This is a genomic window from Acinetobacter sp. YH12086 (genome assembly GCF_013419345.1).
GTDB lineage: Bacteria > Pseudomonadota > Gammaproteobacteria > Pseudomonadales > Moraxellaceae > Acinetobacter > Acinetobacter amyesii.
Genome location: NZ_VPAF01000001.1, coordinates 573,812 through 591,457, shown reverse-complemented (window position 1 = coordinate 591,457; position 17,646 = coordinate 573,812). Strand labels below are relative to the sequence as shown.

Annotated in this window: 15 protein-coding genes; 9 read left to right on the top strand and 6 right to left on the bottom strand. The window is 38.2% G+C overall.

Annotated elements, in window-relative coordinates; genetic code table 11:
- The first annotated feature begins 291 nt into the window (after positions 1 to 291).
- Positions 292 to 1,338, top strand: coding sequence for a fatty acid desaturase (locus FTU29_RS02860; RefSeq protein ID WP_180120245.1), 1,047 nt, complete (start codon positions 292 to 294; stop codon positions 1,336 to 1,338).
- A gap of 64 nt (positions 1,339 to 1,402) precedes the next feature.
- Here FTU29_RS02860 and FTU29_RS02855 read toward each other — a convergent pair whose 3' ends face one another.
- Positions 1,403 to 2,767 (bottom strand): alpha/beta hydrolase-fold protein, encoded by a 1,365-nt coding sequence (locus FTU29_RS02855; protein WP_180120243.1) that lies wholly within the window; start codon positions 2,765 to 2,767, stop codon positions 1,403 to 1,405.
- 226 nt (positions 2,768 to 2,993) lie between these two features.
- Between FTU29_RS02855 and FTU29_RS02850 the strand changes: the two genes are divergently transcribed.
- Both FTU29_RS02850 and FTU29_RS02845 read left to right on the top strand, forming a co-directional pair.
- Complete coding sequence (locus tag FTU29_RS02850; protein ID WP_180120241.1) at positions 2,994 to 3,710, top strand: SGNH/GDSL hydrolase family protein; 717 nt, start codon at positions 2,994 to 2,996, stop codon at positions 3,708 to 3,710.
- Positions 3,711 to 3,749: 39 nt separating this feature from the next.
- On the top strand, positions 3,750 to 4,358 hold the full coding sequence (locus tag FTU29_RS02845) for a uracil-DNA glycosylase family protein (protein ID WP_180120239.1): 609 nt from the start codon (positions 3,750 to 3,752) through the stop codon (positions 4,356 to 4,358).
- 103 nt (positions 4,359 to 4,461) lie between these two features.
- Here the strand turns inward: FTU29_RS02845 and FTU29_RS02840 are convergent, their stop codons facing one another.
- Positions 4,462 to 4,899, bottom strand: coding sequence for a hypothetical protein (locus FTU29_RS02840; RefSeq protein WP_180094024.1), 438 nt, complete (start codon positions 4,897 to 4,899; stop codon positions 4,462 to 4,464).
- Positions 4,900 to 5,060: 161 nt separating this feature from the next.
- Here FTU29_RS02840 and FTU29_RS02835 point away from each other — a divergent pair, with 161 nt between their 5' ends.
- Positions 5,061 to 5,705, top strand: coding sequence for a class I SAM-dependent methyltransferase (locus FTU29_RS02835; protein WP_180120378.1), 645 nt, complete (start codon positions 5,061 to 5,063; stop codon positions 5,703 to 5,705).
- A gap of 92 nt (positions 5,706 to 5,797) precedes the next feature.
- Here the strand turns inward: FTU29_RS02835 and FTU29_RS02830 are convergent, their stop codons facing one another.
- A complete protein-coding gene (locus FTU29_RS02830; RefSeq protein ID WP_180120237.1) occupies positions 5,798 to 7,354 on the bottom strand; it encodes a phospholipase D family protein in 1,557 nt (518 codons plus the stop codon).
- A 125-nt stretch (positions 7,355 to 7,479) separates the two neighbouring features.
- Here FTU29_RS02830 and FTU29_RS02825 point away from each other — a divergent pair, with 125 nt between their 5' ends.
- The 3 genes from FTU29_RS02825 to FTU29_RS02815 all read left to right on the top strand — a co-directional run bounded on the left by FTU29_RS02825 (position 7,480) and on the right by FTU29_RS02815 (position 11,111).
- Positions 7,480 to 8,595: an S-(hydroxymethyl)glutathione dehydrogenase/class III alcohol dehydrogenase gene (locus FTU29_RS02825; protein WP_078193885.1), complete on the top strand. Its 1,116-nt coding sequence runs from the start codon at positions 7,480 to 7,482 to the stop codon at positions 8,593 to 8,595.
- Between the two features lie 291 nt (positions 8,596 to 8,886).
- Positions 8,887 to 9,906, top strand: a complete 1,020-nt coding sequence (locus FTU29_RS02820) for a flavin reductase family protein (RefSeq protein ID WP_180120235.1) — start codon at positions 8,887 to 8,889, stop codon at positions 9,904 to 9,906.
- A gap of 35 nt (positions 9,907 to 9,941) precedes the next feature.
- Complete coding sequence (locus tag FTU29_RS02815; protein WP_180120233.1) at positions 9,942 to 11,111, top strand: acyl-CoA desaturase; 1,170 nt, start codon at positions 9,942 to 9,944, stop codon at positions 11,109 to 11,111.
- Between the two features lie 95 nt (positions 11,112 to 11,206).
- Here FTU29_RS02815 and FTU29_RS02810 read toward each other — a convergent pair whose 3' ends face one another.
- Positions 11,207 to 12,790: an ATP-binding cassette domain-containing protein gene (locus FTU29_RS02810; protein ID WP_180120231.1), complete on the bottom strand. Its 1,584-nt coding sequence runs from the start codon at positions 12,788 to 12,790 to the stop codon at positions 11,207 to 11,209.
- A gap of 700 nt (positions 12,791 to 13,490) precedes the next feature.
- Between FTU29_RS02810 and FTU29_RS02805 the strand changes: the two genes are divergently transcribed.
- Both FTU29_RS02805 and FTU29_RS02800 read left to right on the top strand, forming a co-directional pair.
- Positions 13,491 to 14,573 carry a 3-deoxy-7-phosphoheptulonate synthase gene (locus tag FTU29_RS02805; protein ID WP_180120229.1) on the top strand — a complete coding sequence of 361 codons (1,083 nt, stop codon included), beginning with the start codon at positions 13,491 to 13,493 and terminating at the stop codon, positions 14,571 to 14,573.
- A 270-nt stretch (positions 14,574 to 14,843) separates the two neighbouring features.
- Complete coding sequence (locus tag FTU29_RS02800) at positions 14,844 to 16,034, top strand: PilT/PilU family type 4a pilus ATPase (protein ID WP_180120227.1); 1,191 nt, start codon at positions 14,844 to 14,846, stop codon at positions 16,032 to 16,034.
- Between the two features lie 96 nt (positions 16,035 to 16,130).
- Here FTU29_RS02800 and gcvH read toward each other — a convergent pair whose 3' ends face one another.
- The gene (gene gcvH, locus FTU29_RS02795; RefSeq protein WP_180120225.1) at positions 16,131 to 16,505 is read right to left on the bottom strand and encodes a glycine cleavage system protein GcvH; all 375 of its coding nucleotides are present in this window, start codon (positions 16,503 to 16,505) and stop codon (positions 16,131 to 16,133) included.
- A gap of 72 nt (positions 16,506 to 16,577) precedes the next feature.
- The gene (locus FTU29_RS02790; RefSeq protein WP_078190954.1) at positions 16,578 to 17,606 is read right to left on the bottom strand and encodes an AraC family transcriptional regulator; all 1,029 of its coding nucleotides are present in this window, start codon (positions 17,604 to 17,606) and stop codon (positions 16,578 to 16,580) included.
- Positions 17,607 to 17,646: the final 40 nt, after the last annotated feature.

Below are 17,646 nucleotides of genomic sequence, written 5' to 3'. Positions count from 1 at the left end.
TTTATTCAATAATAAAGCTCCAATTTTGGGGCTTTTTTATTCTCAAGTGATATTCGTCATCCTCTGTAGGTTAAAAAGGAATACATCAAACCTGTGATGAAAAGACAGTAAAAGTAGCCGATTTTGCAAAGAAAAAATGGAGTAAATACTCAGATTATTTATAAATAAGATATTGAAAATAAATAAAATGTTGAATATTTGAACAGACGATGATTTGTTCTCAAAATAGCGATTTCCTTTTTTTTAATTTGCTTTAATGTACAACTGTTCTTTAATTTTTAGGTTTGTACTATGTCTATGTCTTCCGATATGACAGATCAACAGCGAATTAACAAAGTCAGAACTGTCGTAACGAAAGCTGGTGAAGACTTACGTCAGCAATATCCCATTTTAAAACATCAAAACTTTATTGGCGCTACCATCCTTATTTTTTCGCTACTGGGAATGTTGTGTTCAGCTTGGGCGTTTGCCGTTGGCATTTTACCGGCATGGGCTTGTGTGATTTTGGTGGCGATGTTTGCTTCACTGACACATGAATTAGAACATGACCTGATTCATTATATGTATTTTAAAAAGACGCCGTGGGCTCACCATCTCATGTTAGCTTTGGTGTGGTTAGCACGTCCCAATACCATTAGTCCTTGGGCACGTCGTCGTTTGCACCTCAACCACCATAAATATTCAGGTTCAGAATACGATTTGGAAGAACGGGGCATCAGTAATGGCATGCCGTGGGGATTACGTCGAATATTGGTCATTAGCGATCAATTGATGACGGTTTATTTGCGCCCATTTCAAATGTTTAAGATGATTAGGACATTCATTGAAAAACAACCTGAAAAAGAACGTAAAACGGTATTGTTCTCTCAATTGACTGGATTTTTCCCTTTAAGTTTTGTTTATTACGGCATTTGGTATGTATTTGTCATTTATCATGTGGTGAATGGTATTGCTCCAATGTTAGGACAAAGTATTAGTTGGTCAGTCAATTTAGTGAAATTAATTCCAACGATTAATTTTTTAGCTGTGATTTGGATTATTCCGAACTTTATACGTTCTTTCTGCTTACAATTTATCAGCTCAAATATGCATTATTATGGTGATATTGACCCACGCGATGTCATTAAACAAACTCAGGTGTTAAATCCGTGGTGGTTGTTCCCAATGCAATTATTTTGCTTTAACTTTGGTTCGACCCATGCCATCCACCATTTTGTGGTCAAAGAGCCGTTTTATATTCGACACCTAACTGCAAAAACTGCACACCAAGTCATGCGTGAGGTTGGTGTACGTTTCAATGATTTTGGAACCTTTAAACGCATAAATCGCTGGAATTAAATCAGTACTAGCTTCAAAAAAAGCCCTCAATTGAGGGCTTTTTTATGATCTAAACGTTTATAAACTACTTTTGCGCAAAAAAATGTTTGAGTGTATCTTGCAAGGCAACTTGCCATACCGCGTAGGAATGTCCGCCTATATACGATTTGTAATGTACATCATGACCTTTATTTTTTAAGTCGGCTGCAACAATAGGCGAAGTCTCTAAAATACTCAGTTCATTATTATTGCGTGAGCTTTCATAACTATTAGCAGTAATAAACCAATGCTGTTTAGGTTGCGAGGTTTTATCACGAATGATTTTACTCATGCCATTTGGGAGGTCTGTCGCTTCATTTTGCCACCAAAATGATCCAGATAAAGGTACGACGTGACTAATTTGATTTGGATTTTCTAAGGCTAAATAAGCTGAACTTAAACCGCCAAGACTTGACCCAAGTAGTACCGTTTTCTTCGAATCGACTTTTGCAGGTGCATTTTTTTGAATCCAAAGCATCAGTTCATCACTAAAAAATGCTGAAAATTTTGCATTGGGTGTTAATTCTTTAGGTCGTTCCTGATCATTCGGTGGAGAAACAAAAATGGCTTGAATTGGCGGTAACTGACCTTGCTCAACTAATATATCTAATGCCTTTGGCACATTCAGCAACTCGTTATATTGCTGACCATCAAAAAATATAGCGGTGATATAGCTTTGATTTTTCTTAGCTTTAGATTGGTAAATTTGGATTTTACGTGAGTTATTCAAAATTTTGCTGTCTAGAACAAACTCTTGTAATTGGGGCTGTTTAACATTTGGATATTGTTTTGGATCAATAAAAGGCGGGGCATCTTTAAGCGCCACTAAATTTTCATTACGCAAGCCTGATGTATCATTACTTGCGAGATAAGTGTTTTTGTTGAAAGGATCAATCCGTTGCACTTGTATCACAGCACGACGCTGCGTTCTTGATTCTTTAAGTTTAGGATTCAGATGCGGACAATAATTTGACAGATAACCTTCTAAGTTCGGTAAGTCGACAGCAAAGCTATAACTGCCAATATAACGATGATCAATAGTCGATTCTTTAAACCAAATATCGGTATTTGGTAGGCGTGTTAACCATTCATGGTCATTACTCGGCCCACCAATAAGGCGTACATTATGCTGCGCACCTTTCCATAAAAAAATTATACGGTCATGTTTTTCATCATAGTTTTCAATGATTGGTGTACCTATAAGCTCTACACGTTTCCAAAAATCTTTGAGAATTTGAGCATGTTGTTTTGGATTTTGATTTAACTGATGTTGTAGGTTTAATAATATTTGGCTTTGCGCTTTGACATCTTCACATGCAGCAGCATAAGGGAAATGTTTTTTTTCTGTTGTATCGGTTAAAGCGGGTGAATTTTGAGTTTGGGCAAAAGCAGAAGAAACAGCAATGCTCATAGAACAAGCCAAAAAAAGTGGGGAAAGTTTTTTCATTGAAATAATAAAATAAGCAGGATGAAAACTAATAAATGATAATCATTATTAATATAAAAAACTAGCAATATGCCGCAGAATGATGCTTTTAATAAAAGAAAATGTTGAAAATAACAATAGAGTCAATGCTTTGTTTTTTAAACTAATTAAAATAATGCAGTCGACAAGCTCTCAATCATTGCTAAATATTATGCTACTCAAAGTATCAACACTGCTGCTGTTACCTGCATTACTGGTCCAAGGTTACCTTGTGAAAAAAAATACCCCACGTTTAGCAGAACCAGTTGGAGAGCGTTGTGGAATTCTTGGTCAGGGTAATCGGCCATTATCGCTATTAATACTAGGTGATTCAGCAGCAGCAGGTGTCGGCGTCGAGCATCAGTCGGATGCGCTATTGGGACAATTGCTTAAAATCTTATCGCCTGATTATCAAGTTCACTTTTGCCTTGAAGCCACAACGGGGCATAACAGCCAACAAATCATCAATGCTTTGGACAATGTCACTATGCAGAACTTTGATGTCGTGATCAGCTCTGTTGGTGTCAATGATGTCACAGCTTTAAAACAGCCAGACCAATGGTTGAACCTCCAGCAGCGTTTATATCAAGCTGTCGAGGAAAAGTTTCATCCACAGCTATTGATCATTTCAGGTGTGCCACCAATGGATGCGTTTCCAGCTTTACCGTTTCCATTGTCATGGCTGTTTGGACAATATTCTCAGAAGATGAATGCGCTGTTAAAAAATTTTATTAAAACAAAGCCTAATACGAGGCTAATTGAATACGATTTACAAGAATATCGTGAAAAAAATTTACAAATGGCAAAAGACGGCTTTCACCCGAGTAAAGAAATTTATCAGTTATGGGCTGAAAAAATAGCGAAACATATCACTGAACAATTTTCATAGATAATATATGATTCAATCACTTGGTGAAGTTACATCTATATGAGTAAAGATATTTCAGACGTGAATCCGCAAATCGAAACGCATCCTTTAGCGCCATTTTTGCCATCAAATGGGAAACTCTTGATGCTAGGGAGTTTTCCTCCACCCAAAACACGCTGGAAGATGGATTTTTACTATCCAAATTTCCAAAATGACATGTGGAAAATCTTTGGCCTATGTTTTTTTCAGGATAAAAATCATTTTCTCAATCTAGAGAGCAAAACTTTTAAAGAACAGCTCATTCGAGATTTTTTAAATGAAACAGGCATAGGCATTTTTGATACGGCCTATCAAGTGATTCGTTTGAAAGGCAATGCATCAGACAAGTTTTTACATATCTATCAGCCAACCGACATTGCGAAGCTGCTTACACAGATGCCGAATTGCCACAGTATTATGACGACGGGAGACAAAGCGACTGATACTTTGATGCTCTCGATGCCAGAAAATACTGAAAAACCACACATTGGGCATGCTGTTCGTACCGAATTTACAGGCAGAGATTTGACTTTATACCGTATGCCGTCTTCATCTAGGGCTTATCCACTGGCACTTGAAAAAAAAGCCGAAGCCTATCAAAGCTTATTTAAAGATATAGGCTTACTTTAGGGAAGTTTACGTTATTGTGAGATACCTTGAAATATATGTCTCATTTAAACAGGCAAACATTCAATACTCAAAACGTGGCATCTTATGGATAAACATCAATTCCTTAGACATCATATTCAACATAATCCCAAAGGTTTAAACGAGCTTTAATTTCTTTGCGAATATTCGGCAGCATAGGTAGTAAAGTGCCATCGATCCATAAACTCAGTGTCTGAGATGAAACTTTTTTGTTTGCATCATCTACAATTTGTGCGCCTTTCACGATCACCAAAGTTTCTTCGCTAGCTGCAGTTTCAATGCCTTTAAATAAAAGCTGTAATTCATGACCTGTATCTTGGATTAACCATTCCAACTCAATTTGGATATTGTGATTAGATTTAAGCACAGCTTGCCCTTCAATCATGTCATTGTCAGATAAGCAGTCATGCTCAACCCGAACTTTCGACAAAAACCATTCTTGATGACCAAGGTCAGAGAGCGTTGTAAAAGGTGTTAAAATATCACTTAAATTAAATTGGCGGCTTAAATCAAAAAATTGCATTAGAAAACTTTAGGAGGAGATAAAACAAAATAAGAGGTGGATGTTAAAGCATCATCAAGTGTGAGTAAAACCTTTGCTTTTATTGAGATATTTTATGTATAAATAGCATTCAATCTATCTAAATTAAGTCTAAGAAAATGAATTGCGAAAATAATATTCACATAAATGATGTGCACAGCCCCATAGACTTAAAAGATCCAATCCAAGCTAAACAATGGGCTGCTGAAGTCAATCTTAAACGTCCGTGGCGTTATGACATCTTTCAAATGTATGTCGACTCTATTTTGGCTTTCAACCCGAATGCGCACGTGCTTGAACTCGGTTCAGGCCCAGGCTATTTGGCTGAGTTTTTAATCAATCATTGTCCGAATATAGATTACACTGCATTTGATTTCTCCGAAGCTATGCATGACTTGGCAAAAGAAAAACTAAGTACAACTCAACGCTTAAAATGTAATTTTATAACAGGGGATTTCAAACAATCGGATTGGGAAAAATCTCTTCACTTCAATGAAAAAAGTATCTTTGATGTGATTATTATTCATCAGGCCTTACATGAATTGAGACATAAGGCGTATGCAGCAGAGTTTCATCGGACTGTAAAAACGTTGTTAAATACACAAGGCGTGTATTTTTTATGTGATCATTTATATGCACCACATGCACAGCAAAATCATGAGTTGTATATGTCAGTTGAGGAACATTTAGCCGCGCTGAAAGCAGCCAAATATGGGCAAGTGGAATTTCTTGGCGAAATCAATGGCTTGGTTGTTTTCAAAAGCCAGCACTCATATAAACGAGACTGACTAAGACCGTTTTTGACTTGATCGAACTTATCAGATTATTTCAATAAATAGCCTCGACGAGGGCAATTCAATCATTTAGCAGTACGTTGTCATTACATCATCCATTCAATCGGGAGGTATGACACTGCTTTTATACTAAATCGTTGGAATCGAGTTGTTTCAGGTTCATGGGTATAGGTTTTGGTTTTTCCATTTTTTTGATGCTCTAACCAAATAATTTCGCCGTTTTCATCCAGTTTTAATTCATACGCAATTTGCGGTAAATATTGGTTTAATGCGGCAGAAATATCGTTTTGTAATCGATCAGACTTAACGACAAGGCCAACTTCCGAATTTAAATTTGCGGAACGTGGATCAAAGTTAAATGATCCAATAAACACCATTCCGTCGATATCGAAAAATTTTGCATGCAAACTAGAGGCATTTTTGCCTTTTGCAGGGATGATATTTCCAGTCATGACCTCATACCATGTGCGTTTTGAACGCTCTATATAAGGTTTAAATTCATATAGTTTCACGCCATTTTCGAGTAAGTCTTTGCGATATTTTTGATAAAACGCATGAACGACAGCGACGTCATTGGCTAAAAATGAATTGGTTAACACACGGACTTCTACATTTTTACCTGCAAGACCCGTTAGAAAGTCAGTGCCTTGTTGCGTGGGAACGAAATAAGCTGAAACCAACTCCATGTGTTCTTTGGGCTGTCCCATTAAGGTGGAAAATTGGTTATAAATTAATTCTTGCTCTTTAGCCTCACCACGAATTTTATTCGGACTATCCGCAATGAAATGTGCTTCGGCCCAATTTACCGGTCTAAGTTTAAGCTGAGCCGCCAGTTGTTGCTGTGCATAGTTAATGCGCTGTTGATCTTTAGTCAACGTTGTAGAGTTTTCTTGGTACGTTTGTCTTAATTGATTTAAGTCTTCTTTTGTACCTGCACCAATCCATTGCTGAACAGAATAACTTAAATCATCATTCCAAAAGTTCAAAAACACTTGATTGGCTTGTTGAATGGCTTCCCCATAGAAAAGGATATCCAAATCTGTAAATTGAAAACTTTCACTGGCATCAAAATATTCATTACTGATGTTACGACCACCAGTTACTCCCATAAAACCATCGGCAATAATTAATTTATTATGCATACGATGGTTAATATGCTTTAAGCGAAATGCATAATCAATGACACGTAATTTTCTAAATTTATAGGGATTAAACAGTTTGATTGAAATATTGGGATGAGCTGAAAGGGATTGTAAGGTCGGATCGAGTTTCGTCCCGTTTTGATCATCAATTAGTAGCCTTACTTTTACCCCACGGTCAGCGGCATGCAGTAATTCTTGAAACATCAGATGCCCAATAGCATCATTTTCCCAAATATAATATTGCAAATCGATGGTGTATTTTGCGTTTCGAATCAAATGCAGGCGAGATGCAATACTTAAGAAGGCATCATCTAAGGCTAAATAAGCCGTTTGTTTTTGTTGTAATTTTTCTAAATCCGAAGCAGACGTAATCCATTTTTCTGCATGTGATTGTATAGGGACATCTTTTTTTGACTGATTGCTAGGTAAGCTGCATCCAGTTAATAGGATGATCGAAACAGTTAAACCGACAGTACAACTTATTTCACGTAATTGTATCATTCGAATAGCATTAATCATTCCTTTAAAAATTCATCATAACATCATGTTTTAAGGTTGTATCTAGGCTTAAAAAGAGGTTACTGTAACTCATCTGTTAATATAAGCCATACAGGATGTTTTTAGACATGAAATCACGTGCAGCCGTTGCTTTTGGACCGGGTCAGCCTTTAGAAATTGTTGAAATTGATGTGGCACCACCTAAAGCAGGTGAGGTTTTAGTCAAAATTAGCCATACAGGTGTGTGTCATACAGATGCATTTACATTGTCGGGTGATGATCCTGAAGGCGTATTTCCAGCAATTTTAGGGCATGAAGGTGCAGGTGTTGTGGTTGAAGTCGGTGAAGGTGTGACTTCAGTGCAACCGGGTGATCATGTAATTCCGCTTTATACCGCAGAATGTGGTGAATGTTTATTCTGTAAATCGGGTAAAACAAATCTTTGTGTATCTGTACGAGCAACACAAGGGAAAGGTTTAATGCCTGATGGCACAACACGTTTTTCTTACAATGGTCAGCCGATTTATCACTATATGGGCTGTTCAACATTCTCTGAATATACTGTGGTTGCAGAAGTTTCTTTGGCAAAAATTAACCCTGAAGCGAACCACGAACATGTATGTTTGTTGGGTTGCGGCGTAACAACAGGTTTAGGTGCAGTTAAAAATACCGCTAAAGTTCAGGAAGGTGATTCAGTTGCAGTCTTTGGTTTAGGTGGAATTGGTTTGGCTGTGGTACAAGGTGCTAAAAAAGCCAAAGCAGGTCGTATCATTGCGGTAGATACCAATCCTGACAAATTCAAACTGGCTGAAGAGTTTGGCGCTACAGATTTTGTTAATCCAAAAGATTATGATCGTCCAGTTCAAGAAGTGATTGTAGAAATGACGGGCTGGGGCGTCGACCATTCATTTGAATGTATTGGCAATACCAATGTGATGCGCTCTGCTTTGGAATGTGCTCACCGTGGTTGGGGGCAATCTGTGATTATTGGTGTAGCTGGTGCAGGTCAAGAAATTTCAACGCGCCCATTCCAATTGGTTACTGGTCGTACTTGGAAAGGCACTGCTTTCGGTGGTGTTAAAGGTCGTTCACAATTACCGGGTATGGTAGAAGAAGCCATGTCAGGCGAGATCAAACTTGAACCATTCGTGACCCATACTATGGGGCTGGATAAAATCAATGAAGCCTTTGATTTAATGCATGAAGGTAAATCAATTCGCTCTGTTGTACATTTTGAAGATTAAACATTTATTTAAATTTTTTTGATTAAACGACTAATCATTTAAATATTAATGCGTTAATTTTCACTGTTTTAAAAACTAGGCTTTGGCCTAGTTTTTTTATTTGTGTCGTTATAACAAATCAAAACTTCAAATTAGGATTTGCAAAAAGTGACAGATTGTTAGACATAAAATGATAAAAAATGCCAAATGATAGATTTTGTCCCGAATTCACATGGTGGGAAATTAGCACTAAACTTAAGGTAAGCATAATTTAAAAACAAATGTATATTAATGCATTATCCGAGGCAAAAAATGACAACTACAAGTTATAAGCCTGAGTGGATTCGGGAAGATTTTATTGATTTTATTGCAGAAAAATTTGATGCAATTTGGGCCTACAAACGTGTTAAAGCGCAATTGGTCAAATCACGTTGTGTAGGGATCGGATTTTATGAACTGATTTTTTTAGCGAATCACAACTTTAAAGCAGAAAATTATCGACCAGGCCAATGTGTTCTGGTGACAGTTGTAAAGGATGGTGTACGGCATCAACGTAGCTATAGCATCGTCGAAATCAATACATCTGGTCATGTAGTAATCGCAGTCAAACAACAAGGCAAAGTGTCCAACTGCCTGACGCAATTAAAAACAGGTGATGTTGTTGAATTATCGCAACCGCAAGGTGAGTTTGGCCTAAAGCTAAATTCGGATCGACCAATTTTACTGCTTGCTTCAGGTAGTGGCATTACCTCAATCATGACTTTGTTTAAACAAGCAATTCAGCTTGGACGTCCGGTTGACCTGATTTACTTCAATCGAGATGATGCTTACTTGGATGAATTGATTCAACTAGCGAAGCAATCTAACCGTGCGCATTTACATGCGATTAATACGCTGAAAACCAAATTGCATATCACACCAGAGGTGCTAAATCACATGGTCCCTGATTTTAAGCAGCGAGATTGCTATGCCTGTGGTGCAGCGCCAATGATGCAAAGTATTGAGCAACTGTATCGTGAGTTCAAGCTTTCAGAGTATTTAAATACTGAGTACTTTCAAATGATTGCTGATGATTCAGTGCCTGCTCAACCTGTCACTTTTAGTTTAGCCCAACAAGATTTTTTAGCAGAAGGTAACTTACTTGAAAGTGCTGAAAAAGCCGGTTTAAAACCTGCGCATGGTTGTCGGATGGGTATTTGTAATACTTGTTCGTGTACGAAATTGCAGGGTTCAGTGAAAAACTTACTCACTGGCGCAATTGATCATGCGAATAACACACAAATCAAATTATGTGTCTCTCAGGCAATTTCACCTGTACGTATTCAACTCTAACCCAAGCCGCATAAAAACAAATCAGGGGCATTAACATGAATCAATCGATATATATTCGTCCGAATAGTAAGTCACGTTATTTATCTCCAGAACAAACTGCTGAATTTGGCGAAAAAGTTGAGCAAATTCGCCGTGAAATCATGCAGAGTGTAGGTGAAAAAGATGCAGCGTATATTTATAAAATTCGCAATTTTGTCCGTTATAGCGAGATCGCATCTCGTGGCATGTTGATGTTTGTAGGTTGGATTCCACCAGTTTGGTTAATGAGTACGGGTTTATTGGGTATTTCTAAAATTGTAGAGAACATGGAACTCGGTCATAATGTGATGCATGGTCAGTTTGATTGGTTAAATGACCCGAGTTTAAATGGTGCTAATTATGATTGGGATACCATTGCCACAGGTCAAGACTGGAAATATACCCATAACTATGTGCATCATACCTATACCAATATTGTCGGTATGGACCATGATGTCGGCTATGGCTTAATCCGTGTAAGTGAATCGCAAAAGTGGGAGCCACGTTTCCTTTTTAATATTCCACTGGCTGCCCAACTCATGGTTTTCTTTGAGTGGTATGTCGGCATTCAACGTTTACATTTAGAAGATGTTATTGCGTATAAAACCAAAACTTGGAAAGATGTATGGCATGAAGCAGCCGATGTACGTCAGAAAATTAAGCGCCAAGTGATTAAAGATTATGTGTTTTTCCCGCTTATTGCAGGTCCCAATGCGATTCCTGTATTTGCAGGAAATGCGGTAGCCAACGTGATTCGTAGTTTATGGGCTTCCGCTGTCATCTTTAATGGCCATTTTACTGAAGATGCGGAAAACTTCGAGATGGACAATACTGAAAATGAAACTCGAGCAGAGTGGTATCTCCGTCAAATTCGTGGCTCCAGTAATTTTAGTGGAACACAATGGTTGCATATACTCAGTGGTAATTTGAGTCACCAAATTGAACACCATTTATTCCCTGATATGCCTGCAAACCGCTATGCAGAAGCCGCACCTAAAATTAAAGCACTTTGTGAGGAATATGGTATTCACTATAATGAAGCCAGTTTCATCAAACAGTTTGCCAGCGTTTGGGTTCGCCTCGCGAAATGCTCAGTGCCGAATGACTGGAGAGCCGAGCTCAAGGAACGCTCAGCATCACTTCAGCAGCGCCTAAAACAAAAAATCATAAAGAAAATCGGGCATTAAAACACAGTATCGAATGGATGATTTCTAAAGCATTAAATTCGCCAAAGTAGCGTTCATCTACTTTGGCTTTTTTAGATATATCTAGCGAGCGAGAGTTATTCAACTAATTGCACGCTATTCTGAATGCCACAAGATTCTACAAAATATGCATCATGTGAAACGAGGATCACCGCACCTGTATAATGCTGAATGGCTTGAGCCAATAACATTCTAGACTCTATATCTAAGTGATTTTCAGGTTCATCTAACAATAAAAGCTCAATATTCGGTGTTAAATAATTTAAGCCCAACAAGGTCACTTTTAAACGCTCACCACCACTTAAACAGTGAAATGGCAGTTCCGCTTTTTGACCACGGATTCTAAGTTGACCGAGTTGATTACGCCATTCCGTTGACGAAACCTCAGGATTAAACTTTGCCAAATTGTCCAAAACACTCAGTTCTGGTGATAAATTACTCAAGTTTTGGTCTAAATACAGGGTATGCACAGACAAAAACGTTTCATGGCTAGACTTTGATGTGATCTGACTCAGATACTTTAGAAATGTAGATTTACCAATACCATTTTTTCCTTTTAAATGAATTTTTTCACCTGCCTGTAAGGCCAAGTCGAAAGGCTGGTGCTGAGATGTTTTGCGATGAAAATGTTTAACTCTTAAGATTTCTCCTGTTTTTTCAGCGTGATGTTGAAAAACGAATTGCTGCTCTTTAACATGCTCAAGTTGTTGCTGTGACTGAATCAGTTGAGATCTCTTTTCTTCCAATTGCTTCTGCTGTTGCGTTTGAACTGAAGCGAGGCTCTGACCGGCTTGTTCCTTTTTAAAATCGAGTAACACTTTGGCTTGGGTGCTTGACTTGCGTAGTGTATGACCTTGTTGTTCTCGTTTTTGCGCTTTCAGCTGTGTTTCGTGTTGTTGTAATTTGAGTTGTTTTAACTCACGCTGATGCTGTAAAGCATTACGCTGTAAGGCTTTATTTTGCAGATCATTTTGTTGAACGTAGTCTTCATAGTTGCCAGTAACATGACTGAGTCCAAACTCATTTAAAGCATAGATATGCTCTACATGTTGCAGCAATTCTCGATCATGACTGACGACGAATGCACCCGCAGGATGGTTTTTTAAACGATCGATGAGCCATAAGCGTGAGGATGCATCTAAATGGTTACTAGGTTCATCTAAAAGTAAATAGTGGTCAGTTTTTAAAAATAATGCACACAATGCCAATTTGGTTTTTTGCCCCTCACTCAGCTGAGCGACTGGGAAATTTAAATCTGTTGGTAGTGAAGCTTGCTTAAGTTGTTGCTGCCATAGTGCAGGACGGTGCCATTGGTTTTCAGTCAGCTCAAAGTCTTCAAAACTTGCGCTGCCTATTTCGATACGTTGAAATGCGTCATATAAGTCTTCAACACCGAGTGCAGAAGCAATCGTGTCAGCTTCTAGTCGAGAAAATTGTGATAAATAGGCATTTGGTACATTCCATAAAATTTCACCTTCATAGGGGAGATCTTTCAGATTTTGCTCATGTAAGATTTTAAGGATGCAGGATTTTCCTAAACCATTGCGACCAATACATGCCGAAAGTTGCTGTTGATTGAGGTTAAATTTCAGGTTTTTAAAAAGTGTTTTTGATGGATATTCCAAGCTAAATTTGGAAATTGTACAAGCCGTTTGAGTCATAGATGCACCTTGCGATAGCAAAGATGCGCAATACAAATAACTAATTTTATTCTATAAAAAAGACAATATTTGAGAAAATGCAGTCGAAGTCATTAGCCATGTGTTTGCACATCAAAAAAATGGATTTGATGATGAAAAAAACAGGGCTTACTTCATTGGCAAATACTCGAATTAAAAATAAATGGAAAAAAGCTTAAGACAGCCTAATGTTGTGCAGTCTAATAAATGTTCATTTATTAATCAATACATCAAATTTTAAAAATAGGTCGCAATTATTTACAGCAGCGTTATTTAATACAACAAAATAGCAAAAAACTATTGTCAAACCGATGAATACAGCGTATTTTAATTTTCAGACAGATACTTTTTGATGAAATCAAGATGTTAAAGCAACCTTTAATCTCAAACGCATATTATTACTTCTGGCAGTTTAGATAATTGCCTGAACGCGTTCGGGCATGAAAAAGGTTGCCCACCAAGTTTATACCTGATCGGCAACCCTGATCAGGTTTTTTTATGTCTTGATTTTTATAATATTTTTGGAGAAATCTCATGTTTACAGTAAATAATTCATATTTTAGCAACGGTTATTGGTTTTACTTTAGTCAGTCTATGTCTAAAGCCTTGAAGTCCCAAAGTCCCATAACGCTCAGATAAAAGATCGGACTGTTTATACTTACAGTCCAAAGGAATAGAACCAATGAATGCGCTAAATACAGCTTTACAACAAACTCAAAATTCAGAAATTCAGAAATCTACACGGCCAAAAGAAACGCTTTTGAGCTTGCCACATCAACTGAAACAACAATTACCTTTATCAGTTCATGCTGCAGAACAAATTGCTGCACATCGTGCAACTATTCAAAATATTTTGACGGGTCAAGACCCGCGTCTAATGATTATTACAGGTCCATGTTCAATCCATGATCCGATTGCTGCTTTGGAATATGCTGAAAAATTAAAACGATTACAGGCACAGGTATCAGATCAAATTTTTCTTGTGATGCGTGCATACATTGAGAAACCACGTACTACAGTGGGCTGGAAAGGCTATATGTATGACCCAAGTTTAGATGGTTCATCTAATATGCAGTTGGGCTTAGAAAAATCGCGTGAGCTATACTTACAAATTATTGAAATGGGTTTGCCAATTGCCTCTGAAATTTTAAGCCCAATGGCGACGGGTTATTTTGATGACCTTTTGGCATGGGGTGCAATCGGTGCGCGTACCAGCGAATCACAAATTCATCGTGAAATCTCAAGTCATATGCCATACAGTATTGGTTTCAAAAACGGAACAGATGGATCAATCCAAATTGCTCTAGATGCCATTCAATCTGCTTCGCATCCACACCAGTTCTTAGGTATGAGCCAAACTGGCTTACCGTGTATTTTAGAATCCGTTGGCAACCCGCAAGCACATTTGATTTTACGTGGCTCAAATACAGGTCCAAATTATAGTTTGGCTGAAATAGACAAAATTCGCAGTAAAGTAAAAGGTGATTTACCGGCTTTAGTCATCGATTGTAGTCATGGCAATAGCCATAAAGACCCAATGAAGCAACCTGAAGTATTACGCACAATTGTTGCGGAGCGTGAGCATACCCAAGTGCGTGGTGTGATGTTGGAAAGTCATTTAGTGGATGGTAATCAAAAAATTAGTTGTGACATGACTTATGGTCAATCTGTAACAGATGGATGCTTAGGTTGGGACAAAACCATTGATTTGATTCAACAGGTTGCGAATGAACTTCGTGCATCACAAATCAAACGTAGTGCTTAACAATCCAGAGCATACTCAGTCTGAATTAATGTAGCCCAAAGCCTTAGAATATTGATTGTTCTAAGGCTTTTATTTTGAAAAATCCTTTGTTGCTTACTTCAATATAAAAATTGAAATATGGCCTATATTTTAAAATATATACTGATAATTCAGTATTTTATGTTTGAGTGAATCAAATTTTTTATGCACAATAATGTCTAAGCCCAATACAGCGCCTGAAATAATGACAATCTGTGCTTGGGTGTTTGAAATTTTATATTGGGGAAGTTGATGTACACTGCTGAATTGCTGGAAGAAGCACGCCGTTTTATGTTCCACATGTTAACCAAAGTGGTTGAATATGGTGGTTCTGATTTATTTATTACGGCAGATTTTCCACCAAGTATTAAACATCAAGGCATGATGAAACCCTTTGGGCAGCAAGCGCTTGATGCTGAGAAAACAAAGCTTTTCGCCTATAGTCTGATGAATGAGAAGCAGCGCAAAGAGTTTGAAACAGAATTAGAATGTAACTTTGCGATCAGTGTGCCAAACGTTTCGCGTTTTCGTGTCAATGTATTTCAGCAACAGCTACATGTAGGCATGGTCATTCGTACCATTACCGCAGAAATTCCAAACTTTGAAAATCTTAAGTTACCGGCTTCGCTTAAGCATGTAATTATGGAAAAACGTGGTTTGGTTTTAGTGGTTGGCGGAACAGGTTCAGGGAAATCAACCTCTTTAGCGGCGCTGATTGATTATCGAAATGAAAACAGCGCAGGGCATATCATCACTGTTGAAGACCCAGTGGAATATGTGCATAAGCATAAAAAATCCATGATTACACATCGTGAAGTCGGTGTAGACAGTCATTCGTGGCATAACGCCTTAAAAAACACTCTAAGACAAGCGCCAGATGTGATTTTAATCGGTGAAATTCGTGATACCGAGACGATGGAACATGCAATTGCCTTTGCTGAAACAGGACATTTATGTTTAGGTACGCTACATTCAAATAACGCCAATCAAACCCTAGATCGGATCATCAACTTCTTCCCAGAAGAGCGAAGAAATCAATTGCTTATGGATTTATCGAGCAATATGAAAGCGATTGTTTCGCAACGATTAATCCGGACTGAAGATGGTAAAGGACGCCGTGCAGCCGTTGAAATCATGTTAAATACGCCGCTTATTTCAGATTTGATTTTGAAAGGTGAGTTTCATGAACTAAAAGCGATTATGGCAAAATCTCGTGAACTTGGGATGCAAACTTTCGACCAAGCTTTATTTGATTTATATAATGACGGTGCTATTTCTTATGAAGAAGCTTTAAGAAATGCCGATTCAACCAATGAATTACGTTTGCAAATTAAACTGAAAAGTTCACGTGCAAATGGTACTTCAGCGGCTGCGCAATCTTTTAGTATGGTTGAAGAAAAGAAAGAAGAACCTGAAAGTACCGAAGCTTCGGAAGAAATATAAGCTGCATATTCATGCAAATGGTCTATAAGCCAATTCAGCTATCATATTGAAATAAAAAATCAGCCTGAGGGCTGATTTTTTAGATATTAGAAATATTTACAGACCAGCTTCGTATTGTTCACTGGTCAATAAATTATCAACATCAGCCATATTGTCTGGTTTAATTTTATAAATCCAGCCTTTGCTATAAGGCGCATCGTTTACAAAATCAGGATCATCTTCAAGGTCCGGATTGACTTCAACTACTACACCAGAAACCGGAGCATGAATATCAGAAGCGGTTTTTACCGACTCAACCACACCCGCTTGTTCGCCAGCAGTGATATGTTGACCAACATCTGGTGCTTCAACATAAACTAAATCACCCAATGCGTCTTGTGCATGATCAGAAATGCCTGTAACAACAAGGTCACCTTCAATTCGCACCCATTCATGTGTACTTGCGTACTTTAAATCTGAAGGATGATTCATTGATAACTCCTTAAATCCATTAAATTCATTTTTGGCATGAGTTATACATGCTTTTTAGGTAAAACAAAAGACTTATAAGTACGGATCTTTACGCCAATTGCTTGGGCTACGACCACTCCAGCGCTTAAATGCACGGCTGAAATTGGCAACATCGCTATAGCCCAATTCATCAGCAATTTGCTCTAAGGTAAAATCAGTTCGTGACAGGAGCGAAGTAGCATGACGGTAGCGAACTTCGTCGACCAAAGTTGAAAATGAGGTCCCTTCAGCAGCAAGCTGGCGTTTTAAAGTTCGATCGGACATGTGTAGCCGTTCAGCAACACTTTCAATACTTAAATAGTGCTGCTCAGAGTTGGTTAAAATGTCACGAACACGCATGGCAATACGGTGACGTTCGCCCAAAGCAGAGAGTTCAGCTTCACATTGATTAATCGCGATTTGACTGGCAATCGGGTCTGCATGGACCAATTTATTGGTTAAATATTGCTTATCAAAACTGAGTAAAAGGTGTGGCTGATCAAATCTAAATTGGTGCCGTGGATATTTGGCAATAAACCTCTCAAAACCTTCAGGTTGAGGGAAATCAAAATCAATTTCACCAGCAGAATAATCCACACCGGTAATTGCTTTGCCCATGCTGATCATGCCAAAAATTAAGGCAATTGAAATCTCAGTACGTAAAGGCTCAATCGTAACGTCGGTTTGTAGTTGAACAGTCGCTTTGGTTCCAAATGTCGAGAAAAAAAGCTGTAAAAAGGGCATGCGTAACTGAATAAAACGGTTTGCCAAGACTAAGGCATCGGTTATGTCCTTCGCCGTCATGATGGCATAGCCAATAAAACCATGAATCGAGATGCGCATTTGGTTGCCTAAATGAAAACCTAATGTTGGCTCACCGGTTAATCGTAGTGCATGCTCTACCAATTGATTGGCGATGGGTGTTGGAATACGAAAATCTGGTTCAGCCAATTGTTCGCTGTTTAATCCGAAGGGACTAAATAATGTCTCTGCAGTGTAGCCCCATCGAGAGACCACATCTAAAAGGAGCAATCCATATACTCCGGGAATACCCTGATCCTGACGGGAATTAATTGTTTTCATAGCGTTCCGTTGCAATGCGGGTTTTTCTTCTGTTCAAGGT